We start from the raw sequence: 17,973 nt of genomic DNA on the forward strand, positions 1-17,973 counted from the left end.
ACTAGGCTCCCTTCACGGCGGTGCGTACGAGTACGACCTGGCCGCGGGCGCCGGGGACGGCACCCTTGATCAGGAGCAGCGACTTCTCGACGTCAACCGCGTGAACAGTGAGGTTCAGCGTGGTGTGACGAACGGCGCCCATGCGGCCGGCCATTTTCATGCCCTTGAAGACGCGGCTCGGGGTGGATGCGCCACCGATTGAACCGGGCTTACGGTGGTTCTTGTGGGCACCGTGGGAAGCTCCAACGCCGTGGAAGCCGTGACGCTTCATAACACCGGCGAAGCCCTTACCCTTGGTGGTGCCGATGACGTCGATCTTCTGGCCGGCTTCGAAGAGCTCTACGGAGAGCTCCTGGCCCAGCTCGTAAGAGTCAGCATCTGCAGTGCGCAGTTCGACGACGTGGCGGCGAGGCGTGACGCCTGCCTTTTCAAAGTGACCAGCCAGCGGCTTGGTGACCTTGCGGGGATCGATCTGGCCGTAGCCGATCTGAACGGCGACGTAGCCATCAGTCTCTGCATTGCGCAGCTGGGTGATGACGTTCGAGTCAGCCTGGACAACAGTGACGGGGATGAGCTTGTTGTTCTCGTCCCAGACCTGGGTCATGCCGAGCTTCGTGCCCAGCAGGCCCTTTACGTTACGGGTTGCGGTCATAGTCTCTCAGCACCTCCTACAGCTTGATTTCGATGTTCACGTCGGCCGGCAGGTCGAGACGCATAAGCGAGTCAACAGCCTTCGGCGTGGGGTCGATGATGTCGATCAGACGCTTGTGCGTGCGCATTTCGAAGTGCTCGCGGCTGTCCTTGTACTTGTGCGGAGAGCGGATAACGCAGTACACGTTCTTCTCCGTAGGCAGCGGCACGGGGCCCACTACCGTTGCGCCTGCGCGCGTGACCGTCTCAACGATCTTCCGTGCTGAAACGTCAATGACCTCGTGGTCGTATGACTTCAGCCGGATGCGGATTTTTTGTCCCGCCATGTCGCCTGACTCTCTTTCAGTAAATGCTGCTCTGTTTACTTACCTGTTGTATGTGGCTGCCGAAGCATTTGAAGTCGTAACTACCACCCGCCGCACAAGCTGAATCCGGATGAATCCGGGTTCCTCAACCTGCCGGCGTAACCGACCCCCGCGGTCGGGCGTGTCGCACCTTCGAAGCGTGCGAGCCCGCAGTTCCTTGGGGAGTGGGTTATGTTTGGACTTCGACCTGGACCCTGACACCCGGCATTATCCGGATCGGGACGCGAAGAAGCGCTTGAACAACTCATCTAGTATGCCGGATTTTGTGGGCGGATGCGAATCCGGCCGTTGACCGGGCCATCCTCCCCCGCTCGCGGCCCGCCCCGCGCCCACGGCCGGCCGGCCGGCTGACGGTCATTGCCTTCGGCAATCTTCGATTGGATGATAGATGAATGGCCGCGCAAAATGCTGACGCCGTTAACACTGCATCCGTGCAGGACCTCGCCGGACGCCTCAGGCCCAATTTTACGCTGGGAGTTGCGGCTGCGGCGTTCCAGATCGAAGGCGCCCTGGCGGCCGACGGCCGCGGCCCCTCAGGCTGGGACGCATTCGCGGAGAAACCCGGCAGCATCATGAACGGCCATTCGCCCGCCGTCGCCTGCGATCACTACAACCGCGCCCCCGAGGACGTCGCCCTCATGAAGGAACTGGGCATCGACTCCTACCGCTTCTCGATCTCCTGGCCGAGGATCCAGCCGGACGGACGCGGCCCGTTCAACACCCAGGGCCTGGATTTCTACGACCGGCTGGTCGACCAGCTGCTGGCGGCCGGCATCTCCCCCATGGCCACCCTGTACCACTGGGATACGCCGCTCCCCCTCGAGCACAGCGGCGGCTGGATGAACCGCGCCACGGCGGAGCGCTTTGCGGCGTACGCCGCCGCAGCAGGACGGCGGCTCGGCGACCGCGTGGCGCAGTGGGTCACGCTCAATGAGCCGGTGTCAGTGACACTCAACGGCTATGCGCTGGGCGTCCATGCGCCAGGGCGGGATTTGCTGTTCGACGCGCTGCCGTCGGTCCACCACCAACTGCTGGGCCACGGGCTCGCCGTCCAGGCGCTGCGGGCAGGGGGCGTGACCGGAGGCATCGGCCTCACCAACCTGCACTCTCCGGTGCGCCCGGCATCCCGGAAGCTGACGGACCGCCTGCTGGCCAAGGTGTTTGACCTTGTCCTCAACCGGGTCTATGCGGATCCCATCCTCCTGGGCCGTTACCCGAAGCCACCCCTGGCCGCCCGGCACTGGTTCAAGTCCTTGTCCAAGGCGTCCGACGACGACCTCCGCCTCATCAGCCAACCGCTCGACTTCTACGGCGTGAACTACTACTACCCGGTGAAGGTCGCCGCCGGGAAGGGCCCGGCCGACACCCCGGCGGGCACCGCCCATGCCATGATGCGGGTGCCATTCCATCTGGCGGCCTTCCCCGAGTACGCCACCACGGGATTCGGCTGGCCGGTGGCACCCGACCATCTGGGCATACTGCTGCGCGAACTCAAGGACCGGTACGGTGCCGCCCTTCCGCCGCTGTACATCACGGAAAACGGCGCGAGCTTTCCCGAGCCCGAACACGTGACCGGCCCCATCGCCGATTCGGGGCGCATCGAGTACCTGGCTCATCACCTTGACGAGGCCGTGGTTTCCACCGCGCCGGGCGGCATCGCCCACGATGTGGAACTGCTCGGCTACTACGTCTGGACGCTGATGGATAACTTCGAATGGGCCGCCGGGTACTCGCAGCGCTTCGGCCTGGTGCACGTGGACTTCGAAACGCTGAAGCGAACGCCCAAGAAGTCCTTCTACTGGCTGCAGTCGCTCAGCCGGGCCAGAAAGGCTCTGGCCTGAGCGCGGCGCTATTTGTTCTTGTTGGCCCTGTTGATGCGCTTTGCGCGTTCAATCTCGTTGCGGAAATTCTTCTTCGCCCACAAGGCGCCAGCCACAACCGCTACGACCACGATCAGGAAAATCAGCCATTCCATGATGTGCCCCTTTCTTTGGTTGCAACGATATCAGGGCAGTGGCTTCGCTATTCCGTGATGCCGCTCACCGATAGCAGGCCGGCAGCCAGTCCCAGGTACAGCCGCCCGCCGTCGCGGAGGCCGGCCAGGTAGCGCAGCACGCCTAGCACCGCTGCCAGCACGACATACCACTGGGCCAGCCAAGCAAAAAACAGCCCCGCTGCTAGTGCAGCGGGGCTGTTTTAGAGGATCAGGTCAGGCCGTAAGCCGGCCTCGTGACCGCTGATCAGCAAGTACTACTTGATGATCTTGGTAACGCGTCCCGAACCAACGGTGCGGCCGCCTTCGCGGATAGCGAAGCCGAGGCCCTCTTCCATGGCGATGGGCTGGATGAGCGCAACGGTCATCTCAGTGTTGTCGCCAGGCATAACCATTTCCGTGCCTTCCGGCAGGGTGATAACGCCGGTTACGTCCGTGGTACGGAAGTAGAACTGCGGGCGGTAGTTGGAGTAGAACGGGTTGTGCCGTCCGCCTTCGTCCTTGGAGAGGATGTAGACGTTAGCCTCGAAGTCGGTGTGCGGGGTGATGGAACCCGGCTTGACGACAACCTGGCCACGCTCTACGTCATCGCGCTTCAGACCGCGGAGCAGGAGGCCACAGTTCTCGCCGGCCCATGCTTCGTCGAGCTGCTTGTGGAACATCTCGATACCGGTAACGGTGGTCTTCTGAACCGGACGGATACCGACGATCTCAACCTCAGAGTTGATCGCGAGGGTACCGCGCTCGGCGCGACCCGTCACAACGGTGCCACGACCGGTGATGGTGAAGACGTCTTCGATCGGCATCAGGAAGGGCTTGTCACGGTCACGTACGGGGTCCGGAACGGACTCGTCGACTGCTGCCATGAGGTCCTCAACGGACTTGACCCAGACGGGGTCGCCTTCGAGAGCCTTCAGACCGGAAACGCGGATAACCGGAGCCTCGTCGCCATCGAAGCCCTGAGCCGAAAGCAGCTCACGAACTTCCATTTCAACGAGGTCCAGCAGCTCTTCATCGTCGACCATGTCGGACTTGTTCAGCGCGACCAGCAGGTAAGGAACGCCAACCTGGCGGGCGAGCAGAACGTGCTCGCGGGTCTGTGCCATCGGGCCGTCAGTGGCGGCAACCACGAGGATTGCACCGTCCATCTGTGCAGCACCGGTGATCATGTTCTTGATGTAGTCAGCGTGACCCGGAGCGTCTACGTGTGCGTAGTGGCGCTTCTCGGTCTGGTACTCAACGTGGGAGATGTTGATGGTAATGCCGCGCTGACGCTCTTCGGGAGCAGAGTCAATAGACGCGAAGTCGCGCTGCTCGTTGAGAGTCGGGTACTTGTCGTACAGCACCTTGGAAATGGCGGCCGTCAACGTCGTCTTACCGTGGTCAACGTGACCAATGGTACCGATGTTAACGTGCGGCTTAGTCCGCTCGAACTTTGCCTTTGCCACAGGTTCCTCCTAGAACGTTTTCAAATGACTTACCCTTCGACCGCGCTTGTCGCGGCAGAAACTCCGGTAAGTCTACTTGGGGGGCTTTGGATTGGTGAAATTGCAGATTCAGGAACTAATACTAGTCCCTCGAGCCTGTTCGCACAGACGGCCGGATCCGGTCAGGCCGGGGACCGGCCATCTGCGCCAGGTGAATCTCCGGGATGGGAGACGCACCCGAGTTTTTTGCTGCGAAGGTCCAAAGGGACTATTCGCCGCGGTTCTTCTGGATGATCTCGTCGGCAAACGCCTTCGGGACCTCGGCGTAGCTGTGGAACGTCATGGAGTACACAGCGCGGCCCTGGGTCTTGGAACGCAGGTCACCGATGTAGCCGAACATGCCGGACAGCGGAACGTGCGCGCGGATGACCTTGACGCCCTGGGCATCTTCCATGGACTGCATCTGGCCACGGCGGGAGTTGAGGTCACCGATTACTTCACCCATGTATTCCTCAGGGGTGCGGACCTCTACATCCATCAGCGGTTCGAGCAGGATGGGGTTCGCCTTACGTGCAGCTTCCTTGAAAGCCATACGTCCGGCAATCTTGAACGCCATTTCGGAGGAGTCAACGTCGTGGTACGCGCCGTCAATCAGCGTCGCCTTGATGCCAACAACCGGGTAGCCGGCCAGGACGCCGTCGTTCAGTGCATCCTGGATACCGGCGTCAACCGACGGGATGTACTCGCGCGGGATACGGCCACCAGTGACCTTGTTCTCGAACTCGTACAGCTCGCCGTCGGAAGTGTCCAACGGCGCGATCGCGATCTGGATCTTTGCGAACTGGCCCGAACCACCGGTCTGCTTCTTGTGCGTGTAGTCGTGACGCTCTACAGCACGCTTGATGGTTTCGCGGTAAGCAACCTGCGGCTTGCCAACGTTTGCCTCGACCTTGAACTCGCGGCGCATGCGGTCCACCAGGATGTCCAGGTGGAGCTCGCCCATGCCGGCGATGATGGTCTGGCCGGTGTCTTCGTTGAGGGAGACCTGGAAGGTCGGGTCCTCAGCGGAGAGCTTCTGGATGGCCGTGGAGAGCTTCTCCTGGTCACCCTTGGTGTTCGGTTCGATGGCAACCGAGATCACGGGCTCCGGGAAGCTCATGGACTCGAGGACGATCTGGTTGCTGGAGTCGCACAGGGTGTCGCCCGTGGTGGTGTCCTTCAGCCCGATCGCTGCGTAGATGTGGCCGGCGGTAGCGCCCTCGACGGGCATTTCCTTGTTGGCGTGCATCTGGAACAGCTTGCCGATGCGCTCCTTCTTGCCCTTGGTGGAGTTCACCACCTGGGCACCTGCCTCGACGTGACCGGAGTACACGCGGATGAAGGTGAGCTGGCCGAAGAACGGGTGGGTAGCAATCTTGAAGGCCAGAGCCGAGAACGGCTCCTCGGAAGACGGCGCGCGCGTCAGTTCCTTCTCTTCGTCGCGGGGATCGTGACCGATCATCGGCGGGACGTCGAGCGGGTTCGGCAGGTAGTCGACAACTGCATCGAGCATCGGCTGAACGCCACGGTTCTTGAACGCCGAACCACAGAAGACCGGGTAGATCTCCGAGTTGATGGTCATCTTGCGGATGCCGGCCTTGAGCTCGTCGATGGAGATCTCTTCGCCCTCAAGGTATTTCTCCATGAGTTCCTCGGAGGCCTCGGCAACGGTCTCAATGAGAGTCGCGCGGTACTCCTCGGCCTGGGCCTTGAGGTCTTCCGGGATCTCGCGGATCTCGTACTTGGCGCCCATGGTGACATCACCCTTGGCATCGCCAGGCCACACCAGTGCGCGCATGTAGAGCAGGTCCACGACGCCGATGAAGTCGTTCTCGGCACCGATGGGCAGCTGCATGACCAGCGGCTTGGCACCGAGGCGGCTGATGATGGTGTCTACGGTGAAGTAGAAGTCCGCACCGAGCTTGTCCATCTTGTTGACGAAGCAGATACGCGGAACGTTGTACTTGTCAGCCTGGCGCCAAACGGTCTCGGACTGCGGCTCAACGCCTTCCTTGCCATCGAATACGGCAACTGCACCGTCGAGGACGCGCAGGGAGCGCTCAACCTCAACCGTGAAGTCCACGTGGCCGGGGGTGTCGATGATGTTGATCTGGTTGTTTTCCCAGAAGCAGGTCACGGCGGCAGACGTGATGGTGATGCCGCGTTCCTTTTCCTGTTCCATCCAGTCGGTGGTCGAAGCGCCGTCGTGCGTTTCGCCGATCTTGTGGTTCACACCTGTGTAGAACAGAATGCGCTCGGTGGTGGTGGTCTTGCCGGCATCGATGTGGGCCATGATGCCGATGTTGCGGACCTTACTAAGGTCTGTAAGCACGTCCTGTGCCACGGTGTCTCCCTTTCGGATGGACTACGCGTTCGCCGCCGGCTCGTTGAGCCGGCGGCGTACGGGAAGTTTTACCAGCGGTAGTGTGCGAAGGCCTTGTTCGACTCGGCCATCTTGTGGGTGTCTTCGCGACGCTTCACAGCGGCACCGAGACCATTGGAGGCATCCAGGATTTCGTTCTGGAGGCGCTCGGTCATCGTCTTTTCGCGGCGGGCCTTGGAGTAGCCGACCAGCCAACGCAGGGCGAGGGCAGTGGAGCGGCCCGGCTTGACCTCAACGGGAACCTGGTAGGTTGCGCCACCGACACGGCGGGAGCGGACCTCGAGGGAAGGCTTGACGTTCTCCATGGCCTTCTTGAGGGCGGCAACGGGGTCGCCGCCGGACTTGGCGCGTGCACCTTCGAGGGCACCGTAAACGATGCGCTCTGCGGTGGACTTCTTGCCGTCAACCAGCACCTTGTTGATCAGCTGGGTGACCAGCGGGGAGCCGTAAACGGGATCTAGTACGAGCGGCCGCTTGGGGGCCGGACCCTTGCGAGGCATATTACTTCTTCTCCATCTTTGCGCCGTAGCGGCTGCGGGCCTGCTTACGGTTCTTGACACCCTGGGTATCGAGGGCGCCGCGGACGATCTTGTAGCGGACACCGGGGAGGTCCTTCACACGACCACCACGAACGAGCACAATGGAGTGCTCCTGGAGGTTGTGGCCTACACCGGGGATGTAGGCGGTGACTTCAATGCCACCGTTAAGGCGCACACGTGCAACCTTACGCAGAGCCGAGTTCGGCTTCTTCGGGGTGGTGGTGTACACGCGGGTGCAAACACCGCGGCGCATCGGGCTGCCGTTAAGCGCGGGAGCCTTGGTCTTTTTGACCTTCGGCGTGCGGCCCTTGCGGACCAGCTGGTTAATCGTAGGCACTTTCGTGTTCTCCGTTTTATCCGGAGCGGCCTCTTACAGCCGCTCTCCTTTTGCTTTGCCCCGCCGCCCGAGCTTTGAAGAAGTCTCCAGAGCAGCTGAGGCGAAGCCTTAATAGTCGGATCGCACACATGGGGAATGACCTGACTCTCGTCTTCAAAGGTCCCTAGGCATGCAAAAATGTGGCATACGTTGCACAAGAACCCTGCAAACCGGAAACGTCGCTCTGGTCCTGCCTTTCGGCTGGTCCGGCGCTCTCATCCACTGCCACAATAACAATTGTTCACAAGTCTAACATGGACTGCCGCCAGACCTTAATCGGCGCGGAATCCGGGGACTGAAAAGCCCCGTTCCCACAGCCGTGGAAACGGGGCTCCTCAGTTCAGGAGACTGACTCGTCAGCGGAAGTCGTTGCCGAGGTCGTAGTCGTCCAGCGGGATGGCGTGGAACTCAGGAGCTCCGTCGCCGCCCAGGGTGTCGTAGGAGAAGTCGCTGAATGCGCTCGGGCCGGTGAACAGGTTGGCCTTTGCTTCTTCAGTCGGTTCCACCGCGATCTCGGTGTAGCGCGGGAGACCCGTGCCGGCCGGGATGAGCTTACCGATGATGACGTTTTCCTTGAGGCCGAGCAGCGGATCGCTCTTGCCTTCCATGGCCGCCTGCGTCAGGACGCGGGTGGTTTCCTGGAAGGAAGCTGCGGACAGCCAGGACTCGGTGGCCAGCGACGCCTTGGTAATGCCCATGAGCTCAGGACGGCCGGAAGCCGGCGTCTTGCCCTCGGAGACAACACGGCGGTTGGCCTCTTCGAAGCGGCTGCGTTCGGCGAGCTCGCCGGGCAGCAGATCCGAATCGCCGGATTCGATGACCGTGACGCGGCGCAGCATCTGGCGGACGATGACCTCCACGTGCTTGTCGTGGATGCCAATGCCCTGGCTGCGGTACACGCCCTGCACTTCGTCCACGAGGAACTTCTGTGCCGCACGCGGACCCATGATGCGCAGGACCTGCTTCGGATCGACCGGGCCGTTGATGAGCTTCTGGCCCACCGTGACGTGCTGGCCGTCTTCGATCAGGAGACGTGAACGGCGCAGGACCGGGTACGCAATCTCTTCGGAACCGTCGTCCGGAGTGATGACCAGGCGCATCTGGCGCTCGGACTCTTCGATGGTGATGCGTCCGGCTGCTTCCGCAATCGGCGCCACACCCTTCGGAGTACGGGCTTCGAAGAGCTCCTGGATACGGGGCAGACCCTGGGTGATGTCGTCGCCACCGCTGGCGGAAACAGCACCACCGGTGTGGAACGTACGCATGGTCAGCTGGGTGCCCGGCTCACCGATGGACTGCGCGGCGATAATGCCCACTGCCTCACCGATGTCGACGGTCTTGCCCGTGGCCAGCGAACGGCCGTAGCACAGGGCGCAGGTGCCGACGCTGGACTCACAGGTGAGCACGGAGCGGACCTTGACCTCGGTGATGCCGGCTGCGAACAGCTCTGCGATCACGACGTCGCCGCAGTCGGTGCCGCCGGCTGCCAGGACGTTGCCCTTGGAGTCAACGACATCCACGGCCAGCGTACGGGCGTAGGCGCTGTTCTCGACGTTCTCGTCCAGAACCAGCTCACCGTTGGCGTCGGCGACGGCGATCGGCGTCACCAGGCCGCGCTCGGTGCCGCAGTCCTCTTCTCGGACGATGACGTCCTGCGAAACGTCCACCAGGCGACGGGTCAGGTAACCCGAGTTGGCGGTACGCAGGGCGGTGTCGGCCAGACCCTTACGGGCACCGTGCGTGGCGATGAAGTATTCCAGCACCGACAGGCCCTCGCGGTAGGAGGACTTGATCGGACGCGGGATGATCTCACCCTTCGGGTTGGCCACCAGGCCACGGATACCCGCGATCTGACGGACCTGCATCCAGTTACCACGTGCACCGGAGGACACCATGCGGTTGATGGTGTTCATCGGGGAGAGGCTGTCACGCATTGCCTGGGCAATCTCGTTGGTCGCCTTGTTCCAGATCTCGATCAGTTCCTGGCGACGCTCGTCGTCGTCGATCAAGCCCTTGTCGTACTGGCCCTGGATCTTGGCAGCCATGGTCTCGTACCCGGCGAGGATCACCGGCTTGTCCTTGGGCACCTCGATGTCCGAGATGGCGACCGTGACGCCTGAACGCGTTGCCCAGTAGAAACCGGCATCCTTCAGGTTGTCCAGCGTTGCTGCTGTGACGACCTTCGGGTAGCGCTCTGCAAGGTCATTGACGATCCGGGACAGTTCGCCCTTGTCGGCAACGTCCTCAACCCAGGGGTAGTCGTCGGGCAGGGTCTCGTTGAAGAGGACCTGGCCGAGTGAGGTCTCAACCAGCGCGGTCTGACCCGGCTCCCAGCCTTCCGGAGCTTCCCAGCCGGCGTACGGGACAAAGCCTTCAAGGCGGATCTTGACCTTGGAGTTCAGGTGCAGCTCGTGCAGGTCGTAGGCCATGATGGCTTCCGCAACCGAACCGAAGTTCCGGCCTTCGCCAGCTGAACCGACACGCTTGGTGGTCAGGTGGTAGAGGCCGATGATCATATCCTGCGAAGGCAGGGTCACCGGACGGCCGTCGGACGGCTTCAGGATGTTGTTCGAGGACAGCATCAGGATGCGTGCCTCAGCCTGGGCTTCGGGGCTCAGCGGCAGGTGGACTGCCATCTGGTCGCCGTCGAAGTCAGCGTTGAAGGCGCCACAGACCAGCGGGTGGAGCTGGATTGCCTTGCCTTCAACAAGCTGGGGTTCGAACGCCTGGATGCCGAGGCGGTGCAGGGTAGGTGCACGGTTCAGCAGCACGGGGTGCTCGGTGATGATCTCTTCGAGGACGTCCCAGACCTGCGGACGGTAACGCTCGACCATGCGCTTGGCCGACTTGATGTTCTGCGCGTGGTTGAGGTCAACCAGGCGCTTCATCACGAACGGCTTGAAGAGCTCCAGCGCCATCTGCTTGGGCAGGCCGCACTGGTGCAGCTTCAGCTGCGGGCCGACGACGATGACCGAACGGCCGGAGTAGTCGACGCGCTTGCCGAGGAGGTTCTGGCGGAAACGGCCCTGCTTGCCCTTGAGCATGTCGCTCAGGGACTTCAGCGGACGGTTGCCCGGTCCGGTGACCGGACGGCCGCGGCGGCCGTTGTCGAAGAGGCTGTCAACAGCTTCCTGAAGCATGCGCTTCTCGTTGTTGACGATGATCTCCGGAGCACCCAGGTCAAGCAGTCGCTTGAGTCGGTTGTTGCGGTTGATCACGCGGCGGTAGAGGTCGTTGAGGTCGGAGGTCGCGAAGCGGCCACCGTCCAGCTGGACCATCGGGCGCAGTTCCGGCGGGATCACCGGGACGGCGTCCAGCACCATGCCGAGCGGGCTGTTGTTGGTGGTCAGGAACGCGTTGACAACCTTCAGGCGCTTCAGGGCACGGGTCTTGCGCTGGCCCTTGCCGTTGGCGATGATGTCGCGCAGTGAGTCCGACTCGGCCTGCATGTCGAAGTTCTCAAGGCGCTTCTTGATGGCTTCGGCACCCATGGAGCCTTCGAAGTACATGCCGTAGCGGTCCCGCAGTTCACGGTAGAGGCCTTCGTCGCCTTCGAGGTCAGCGACCTTCAGGTTCTTGAAACGGTCCCAGACCTGCTCGAGGCGCTCGATCTCGGCGTCGGCGCGCTTGCGCACGTTGGCCATCTGACGGTCCGCGGAGTCGCGGGCCTTCTTCTTGTCGGCAGCCTTCGCGCCTTCGCCTTCGAGTCGGGCAAGCTCGTTCTCAAGGTCGCGGGCGATCGTGGCGATATCGGAGTCGCGGTTGTCGATCAGCTGCTTCTTCTCGATGTCGTGCTCAACCTGAAGGTTGGGCAGTTCCTCGTGGCGGCTGTCGGTGTCGACGCTCGTGATCATGTAGGCAGCGAAGTAGATGACCTTTTCGAGGTCCTTCGGTGCCAGGTCAAGGAGGTAGCCCAGACGGGAGGGAACACCCTTGAAGTACCAGATGTGGGTTACAGGCGCGGCCAGTTCAATGTGGCCCATGCGCTCACGGCGGACCTTGGCACGGGTGACCTCAACGCCACACCGCTCGCAGATGATGCCCTTGAAGCGCACGCGCTTGTACTTGCCGCAGTAGCATTCCCAGTCCCGGGACGGGCCGAAGATCTTCTCGCAGAAGAGGCCGTCCTTCTCGGGCTTGAGGGTGCGGTAGTTGATGGTTTCCGGCTTCTTAACCTCGCCGTACGACCAGCCGCGGATGTCTTCCGCGGTGGCGAGGCCGATCTGCATGAGGCCGAAGGAGGATTCGCTGGACATATGGTCCCTGTTCTCTCTTGTTCTCTAAATTCTGAAGTCTTGGTTACGGGAAGAGGCGAGGGCCCGACGGCGGGTGGTCACCCGCCGTCGGACGCCCTGCTAAACCTCTTCTACGGAACTGGGCTCTGCACGAGACAGATCGATGCCCAGTTCTTCCGCAGCCGTGAAGACTGCGTCATCAGAGTCACGCATTTCAATTGTGGTTCCGTCCGTGGAAAGCACTTCCACGTTCAGGCACAGCGACTGCATTTCCTTGATCAAGACCTTGAAGGACTCAGGAACGCCCGGCTCCGGGATGTTCTCGCCCTTGACGATGGCTTCGTAGACCTTCACACGACCGTGGATGTCATCGGACTTGATCGTGAGGAGCTCCTGGAGCGTGTAGGCGGCGCCGTAAGCTTCGAGCGCCCACACTTCCATTTCACCGAAGCGCTGGCCACCGAACTGTGCCTTACCACCCAGCGGCTGCTGCGTGATCATGGAGTACGGGCCGGTGGAGCGCGCGTGGATCTTGTCGTCCACCAGGTGGTGGAGCTTCAGGATGTACATGTAGCCGACCGAGATCGGATCCGGGAACGGCTCGCCGGAGCGGCCGTCAAACAGGCGGGTCTTGCCCGAGGAGTTGATCAGGCGTTCGCCGTCGCGGGTCACGTTGGTGGAGTCCAGCAGCCCGGTGATTTCCTCTTCACGGGCACCGTCGAACACCGGCGTCGCAACAGTGGTCTGGCCACTCTCGCGCGGCAGGTTCGGCAGCTGCTTCATCCACTCGGGCTCGCCTTCGATCTTCCAGCCGGTCTTGGCAACCCAGCCGAGGTGCGTTTCCAGCACCTGGCCGACGTTCATACGGCCCGGAACACCCAGCGGGTTCAGGACAATATCAACAGGGGTGCCGTCGGCCATGAAGGGCATGTCCTCGATCGGGAGGATCTTGGAGATAACRCCCTTGTTGCCGTGACGGCCGGCGAGCTTGTCGCCGTCGGTGATCTTGCGCTTGGCAGCCACGTAGACGCGGACCAGCTGGTTGACGCCCGGGGGCAGTTCGTCGTCGTTGTCGCGGTCGAAGACGCGGACGCCGATGACGGTGCCGGACTCGCCGTGCGGAACCTTCAGGGAGGTGTCGCGCACTTCGCGGGACTTCTCACCGAAGATGGCGCGCAGCAGGCGCTCTTCCGGGGTCAGCTCGGTCTCGCCCTTCGGGGTGACCTTTCCGACCAGGATGTCCCCGGCTTCAACCTCGGCACCAATGTGGATGATGCCGCGCTCGTCCAGGCCCGCCAGGACTTCCTCGGACACGTTGGGGATGTCACGGGTGATTTCCTCGGCACCAAGCTTGGTGTCGCGGGCATCGATCTCGTGCTCCTCGATGTGGATGGAGGAAAGAACATCCTCAGCAACAATGCGCTGGGAGAGGATGATGGCGTCCTCGAAGTTGTGGCCTTCCCATGACATGAATGCCACGAGCAGGTTCTTACCGAGGGCGAGTTCGCCCTGGTCCGTTGCCGGGCCGTCAGCAATGATGCCGCCGACCTCCAGGCGCTGGCCTTCGTTCACCAGGACACGGTTGTTGTAGCAGTTGCCCTGGTTGGAACGGGCGAACTTGTTGATCCGGTAGTTGGTTTCCGTACCGTCGTCGTTGAGCATGATGACCAGCTCAGCGGAGACCTCGGTAACCACACCTGCCTTCTTCGCGATGGTTACGTCACCGGCGTCGACTGCAGCGGCGCGCTCCATGCCGGTACCGACGAACGGCGCCTCGGAACGGACCAGCGGCACGGCCTGGCGCTGCATGTTGGCACCCATGAGTGCGCGGTTTGCATCGTCATGCTCGAGGAACGGGATCAGGGCGGTTGCCACGGACACCATCTGGCGCGGGGAGACGTCCATGAACTGCACGTCGGCTGCGGGAACGAGAACGGGCTCGCCTCCACCACCGCGGGCACGGACCAGGACGGTCTCTTCAGCGAACTTCTTGTTGGCGTCGAGCGGAGCGTTGGCCTGTGCGATCAGGACCTCTGCTTCGTCGTCGGCCGTCAGGTACTGGACTTCGTCGGACACGACGCCCTCGGCCACGAGACGGTACGGGGTCTCGATGAAGCCGAACGGGTTGATGCGTCCGTAGGAAGCCAGCGAGCCGATCAGACCGATGTTCGGGCCTTCAGGGGTTTCGATGGGGCACATACGTCCGTAGTGCGACGGGTGAACGTCTCGGACTTCCATGCCTGCACGGTCACGGGACAGACCACCCGGGCCAAGCGCAGACAGGCGGCGCTTGTGGGTCAGACCCGAGAGCGGGTTGTTCTGGTCCATGAACTGGGACAGCTGGGACGTTCCGAAGAACTCCTTGATGGCTGCCACCACCGGGCGGATGTTGATCAGCGTCTGCGGCGTGATGGCCTCGACGTCCTGCGTGGTCATACGCTCGCGGACGACGCGCTCCATGCGGGACAGGCCGGTGCGGACCTGGTTCTCGATGAGCTCGCCGACGGCGCGGATGCGGCGGTTGCCGAAGTGGTCGATGTCATCGATCTCGACGCGCAGTTCGTGGTCCTGGCCGTCGCGCTTGCCCGTGAGGGTCTTCTCACCGGCGTGCAGCGCTACCAGGAACTTGATCATGGCGACGATGTCTTCAACGTGCAGGACGGACGCTTCCTTGTCACCAAGGGAGCGGTCGATGCCAAGCTTGCGGTTGATCTTGTAACGGCCGACCTTGGCCAGATCGTAGCGCTTGGAGTTGAAGTACAGGTTGTCCAGCAGCGACTGGGCAGCCTCGACGGTGGGCGGCTCGCCCGGACGGAGCTTGCGGTAGATGTCCAGCAGCGCGTCTTCGCGGGTTTCGGTGGCGTCCTTCTCCAGCGTTGCGCGCATGGAGTCGTACTGGCCGAACTCCTCGAGGATCTGGCCTTCGGTCCAGCCGAGGGCCTTCAGCAGCACGGTGACCGACTGCTTGCGCTTGCGGTCGAGGCGCACGCCGACCTGGTCGCGCTTGTCGATCTCGAGCTCGAACCATGCACCGCGGGACGGGATGATCTTCGCGGTGAAGATGTCCTTGTCGCTGGTCTTGTCAGCGGTGCGCTCGAAGTAGGCGCCCGGTGAACGGACCAGCTGGGAGACGACGACACGCTCGGTGCCGTTGACGACGAAGGTGCCCTTCTCGGTCATCAGCGGGAAGTCACCCATGAACACGGTCTGCTGCTTGATTTCGCCCGTGTTGTTGTTCATGAATTCGGCCTTGACGTACAGCGGTGCCGAGTACGTAGCGTCCCGGTCCTTGCATTCAGCCATGGTGTACTTCGGATCAGCGAACTCCGGATCGGAGAAGCTCAGGGACATGGTGCCCTGGAAATCCTCAATCGGGGAGATCTCTTCGAAGATGTCGGAAAGACCGGAGGTGGTGGCGACGCTGAGGTCGCCTTCTTCGACGGCCTTCGCTACGCGTGCCTGCCAGCGTTCATTTCCGACCAGCCAGTCGAAGCTGTCCGTCTGCAGGGCAAGCAGATTCGGAACGTCAAGAGGTTCGTGAATCTTTGCGAATGAGAGCCGGCGAGTGGCACCATCGGTGCTTGCCGTATTAGCGGTTTCGTTATTAGAGGTGCTCGAGGCGACCAAGAGGGATCCTTCCACAGACCTTCAGGCGTTTTCAGATCTCCCCCGCTATGCACCCTGCGGAGTGACTCCGCAGTGCTACCATCCGGTTCCGCTATATGACCCGGGACCTGGTCTGCCCATGCTGGTGACGTTGTATACGGCACATTGATGGAGCAGCTGCCAGGAGAAGCCCACCGCTATATGAAGGCTGAAGGTAAACAGGGAAGACGCAAATATCTACGATACGGCAAAACATCCCGCGTGTCTACCCCACTTCCCAGCAGATTGCAAGCACCGTTGCCGAGGGCATCTATCGTACGCCTCGCCGGAATTCAGCCTGCCGCCGCAGCGTTTGAATGGATAGGTGATCGGGCTCACGATAACCTAGGCGTACATCGACACAGATCGGAAGAGATAAACCATGAGCAATTCCGCGGACAACAACGATGTTGTCATCCTGGCCGGCGCGCGCACACCGCAGGGCCGGCTGAACGGGCAATTGGCGAGCTTCACCGCCGTCGAACTCGGGGCGCACGCCATCAAGGCAGCCCTTGCCGCGAGCGGGGTTGAGGCAGAGAAGGTCGACGCCGTGATCATGGGCCAGGTGCTCCAGGCCGGTGCGGGCCAGAACCCTGCCAGGCAGAGCGCGATCGGGGCCGGAATCGGCTGGAACGTCCCCACGGTCACCATCAACAAGGTCTGCCTTTCGGGCCTCACCGCCGTGATCGACGCCGCGAGGATGATCCGCAGCGGCGACGCGACCGTCGTCGTCGCCGGCGGCCAGGAATCCATGACCCGGGCCCCGCACGTCCTTCCGGGCTCCCGCCAGGGCTGGACCTACGGGGCCATCCAGGCCCTCGACGTTGCCGCCCACGACGGCCTGACCGATGCCTTCGACGGCCAGTCCATGGGCCTGTCCACCGAAACCAAGAACCTCACGCTGGGCATTGACCGGGCATCGCAGGACAACGTCGCCGCCCAGTCGCACCAGCGTGCGGCCATCGCCGCGAAGAACGGCGTTTTCGACGACGAGATCGCACCCATCAGCGTCAAGCAGCGCAAGGGCGATCCGGTGGTTGTGTCCACCGACGAAGGCGTCCGCCCCAACACGTCCGTTGAAACCCTGGCGGGCCTCCGGGCCGCGTTCGTCACCGACGGCACCATCACGGCCGGCAACTCCTCTCCCCTGTCCGACGGCGCCTCCGCCCTCGTCCTGACCTCCCGCAAATTCGCCGAGGAGAACGGGCTGGAGTACCTGGCGGTCGTCGGGAAGCCGGGACAGGTGGCGGGTCCGGACAATTCGCTACACTCCCAGCCCTCCAACGCCATCCGGAACGCCCTGGACCGCGCCGGCTGGACCACGGGCGACCTGGACTTCATCGAAATCAACGAGGCCTTCGGGTCCGTGGCCGTGCAGTCCCTCAAGGACCTGGACTACCCGCTGGAGCAGTGCAACATCCACGGCGGCGCGATCGCCCTGGGCCATCCGATCGGCGCCTCCGGCGCGAGGCTGGCACTGCATGCCGCGCATGAGCTGAAGCGGCGCGGCCAGGGCAAGGCTGCGGTTTCGCTCTGCGGCGGCGGCGGGCAAGGCGAAGCCCTCCTGCTGTTCCGGGACTGATGACCGGCTCAGCCGCTGCCGGCCCGGCCGGTACCGGAGCGCACGGCGCCGGCAGGGAGCGATTCCTTGCCGACGCCGCCGCCCGCGGCCTGGACGTCCAGATCGTGGAGCGGCTTGCCGCCCACAGCCTCGAGGAGGCGGCCAAGATCCTCGGCATCGCCCCGGCGGACATCGTGAAGTCCCTGGTGGTGAAGCACAAGGACGGGACTTTCCTGTTCGCCCTCATTCCCGGCGACCGCCAGATCTCCTGGCCGAAGCTGCGCAGCCTGGTGGGCGTCAACAAACTGTCCATGCCCGCGGCCGACGTCGCCCTCGAAGCCACGGGCTATGAGCGCGGGACCATCACGCCGCTCGGCAGCACCACGGCGTGGCCCGTCTATGCAGACCAGACCATTGCCGGCCGCCGCATCTCCGTGGGGGCCGGCCAGCACGGCTACAGCGCGTTCGTGGACGCGGACGCCCTCACGGCGGCGCTCGGCGCAGTCATCGCGGACATCAGCGACCCCAACTGAGTAGCAGCAGGTGTCGTTTTCAGCCGTCAAAACGACACCTGCTGCTACCTAGTGGTGTGTCTCCAAAATAGTTTTAGATTTGCTTGTTAAGCTTGTGGTGTGGCGAATGTTGCTCCTGCTTTGGTGGTATCTGATTCCCAGCGGGCATTGTTGGAGGCGCTCTCGAAGTCCCGGACGGCGTCTCACCGAGAGGTGCAGCGCGCCCAGGTGTTGCTGATGGCCTCCG

At 62.8% G+C, this 17,973-nt stretch carries 12 protein-coding genes and 1 pseudogene; 4 read left to right on the forward strand and 9 right to left on the reverse strand.

The genetic code is table 11. The features are described 5' to 3' along the window. Window position 1 precedes the first annotated feature (1 nt). Both rplC and rpsJ read right to left on the reverse strand, forming a co-directional pair. On the reverse strand, window positions 2–652 hold the full coding sequence (gene rplC, locus ASG92_RS07990) for a 50S ribosomal protein L3 (RefSeq protein ID WP_056626643.1): 651 nt from the start codon (window positions 650–652) through the stop codon (window positions 2–4). A 16-nt stretch (window positions 653–668) separates the two neighbouring features. After that, entirely contained in the window at window positions 669–977 is a 309-nt protein-coding gene (rpsJ, locus tag ASG92_RS07995; protein WP_003803825.1) for a 30S ribosomal protein S10, read from the reverse strand. Window positions 978–1,408: 431 nt separating this feature from the next. Here rpsJ and ASG92_RS08000 point away from each other — a divergent pair, with 431 nt between their 5' ends. Beyond that, window positions 1,409–2,857, forward strand: a complete 1,449-nt coding sequence (locus ASG92_RS08000; protein WP_056626644.1) for a GH1 family beta-glucosidase — start codon at window positions 1,409–1,411, stop codon at window positions 2,855–2,857. A gap of 8 nt (window positions 2,858–2,865) precedes the next feature. Here the strand turns inward: ASG92_RS08000 and ASG92_RS30275 are convergent, their stop codons facing one another. From ASG92_RS30275 to rpoB, 7 genes are all read right to left on the reverse strand, one after another. Next, complete coding sequence (locus ASG92_RS30275; RefSeq protein ID WP_277308466.1) at window positions 2,866–2,991, reverse strand: hypothetical protein; 126 nt, start codon at window positions 2,989–2,991, stop codon at window positions 2,866–2,868. 275 nt (window positions 2,992–3,266) lie between these two features. Then, window positions 3,267–4,457 carry an elongation factor Tu gene (tuf, locus tag ASG92_RS08005; RefSeq protein ID WP_056626645.1) on the reverse strand — a complete coding sequence of 397 codons (1,191 nt, stop codon included), beginning with the start codon at window positions 4,455–4,457 and terminating at the stop codon, window positions 3,267–3,269. Window positions 4,458–4,704: 247 nt separating this feature from the next. After that, window positions 4,705–6,819 carry an elongation factor G gene (gene fusA, locus ASG92_RS08010; protein ID WP_056626647.1) on the reverse strand — a complete coding sequence of 705 codons (2,115 nt, stop codon included), beginning with the start codon at window positions 6,817–6,819 and terminating at the stop codon, window positions 4,705–4,707. A gap of 68 nt (window positions 6,820–6,887) precedes the next feature. After that, on the reverse strand, window positions 6,888–7,358 hold the full coding sequence (gene rpsG, locus ASG92_RS08015) for a 30S ribosomal protein S7 (protein ID WP_011692813.1): 471 nt from the start codon (window positions 7,356–7,358) through the stop codon (window positions 6,888–6,890). Between the two features lies 1 nt (window position 7,359). Then, on the reverse strand, window positions 7,360–7,734 hold the full coding sequence (gene rpsL, locus ASG92_RS08020) for a 30S ribosomal protein S12 (RefSeq protein WP_018773658.1): 375 nt from the start codon (window positions 7,732–7,734) through the stop codon (window positions 7,360–7,362). A gap of 395 nt (window positions 7,735–8,129) precedes the next feature. Then, window positions 8,130–12,029: a DNA-directed RNA polymerase subunit beta' gene (locus ASG92_RS08025; RefSeq protein ID WP_056626648.1), complete on the reverse strand. Its 3,900-nt coding sequence runs from the start codon at window positions 12,027–12,029 to the stop codon at window positions 8,130–8,132. 99 nt (window positions 12,030–12,128) lie between these two features. Next, window positions 12,129–15,635 carry a DNA-directed RNA polymerase subunit beta gene (gene rpoB / locus ASG92_RS08030; RefSeq protein WP_056626650.1) on the reverse strand — a complete coding sequence of 1,169 codons (3,507 nt, stop codon included), beginning with the start codon at window positions 15,633–15,635 and terminating at the stop codon, window positions 12,129–12,131. A 400-nt stretch (window positions 15,636–16,035) separates the two neighbouring features. Between rpoB and ASG92_RS08035 the strand changes: the two genes are divergently transcribed. The 3 genes and pseudogenes from ASG92_RS08035 to ASG92_RS29665 form a co-directional block, all read left to right on the forward strand. After that, window positions 16,036–17,235: an acetyl-CoA C-acetyltransferase gene (locus tag ASG92_RS08035; protein ID WP_056626651.1), complete on the forward strand. Its 1,200-nt coding sequence runs from the start codon at window positions 16,036–16,038 to the stop codon at window positions 17,233–17,235. Further along, window positions 17,235–17,747 carry a YbaK/EbsC family protein gene (locus ASG92_RS08040; protein ID WP_056626654.1) on the forward strand — a complete coding sequence of 171 codons (513 nt, stop codon included), beginning with the start codon at window positions 17,235–17,237 and terminating at the stop codon, window positions 17,745–17,747. Before ASG92_RS08035 ends, ASG92_RS08040 begins: the two co-directional genes overlap by 1 nt. Window positions 17,748–17,846: 99 nt before the next feature. Next, window positions 17,847–17,973 (forward strand): annotated as a pseudogene (locus ASG92_RS29665) (IS630 family transposase); the annotation flags it as partial.

The sequence above is a fragment of the Arthrobacter sp. Soil736 genome (genome assembly GCF_001428005.1).
Taxonomy (GTDB): domain Bacteria; phylum Actinomycetota; class Actinomycetes; order Actinomycetales; family Micrococcaceae; genus Arthrobacter.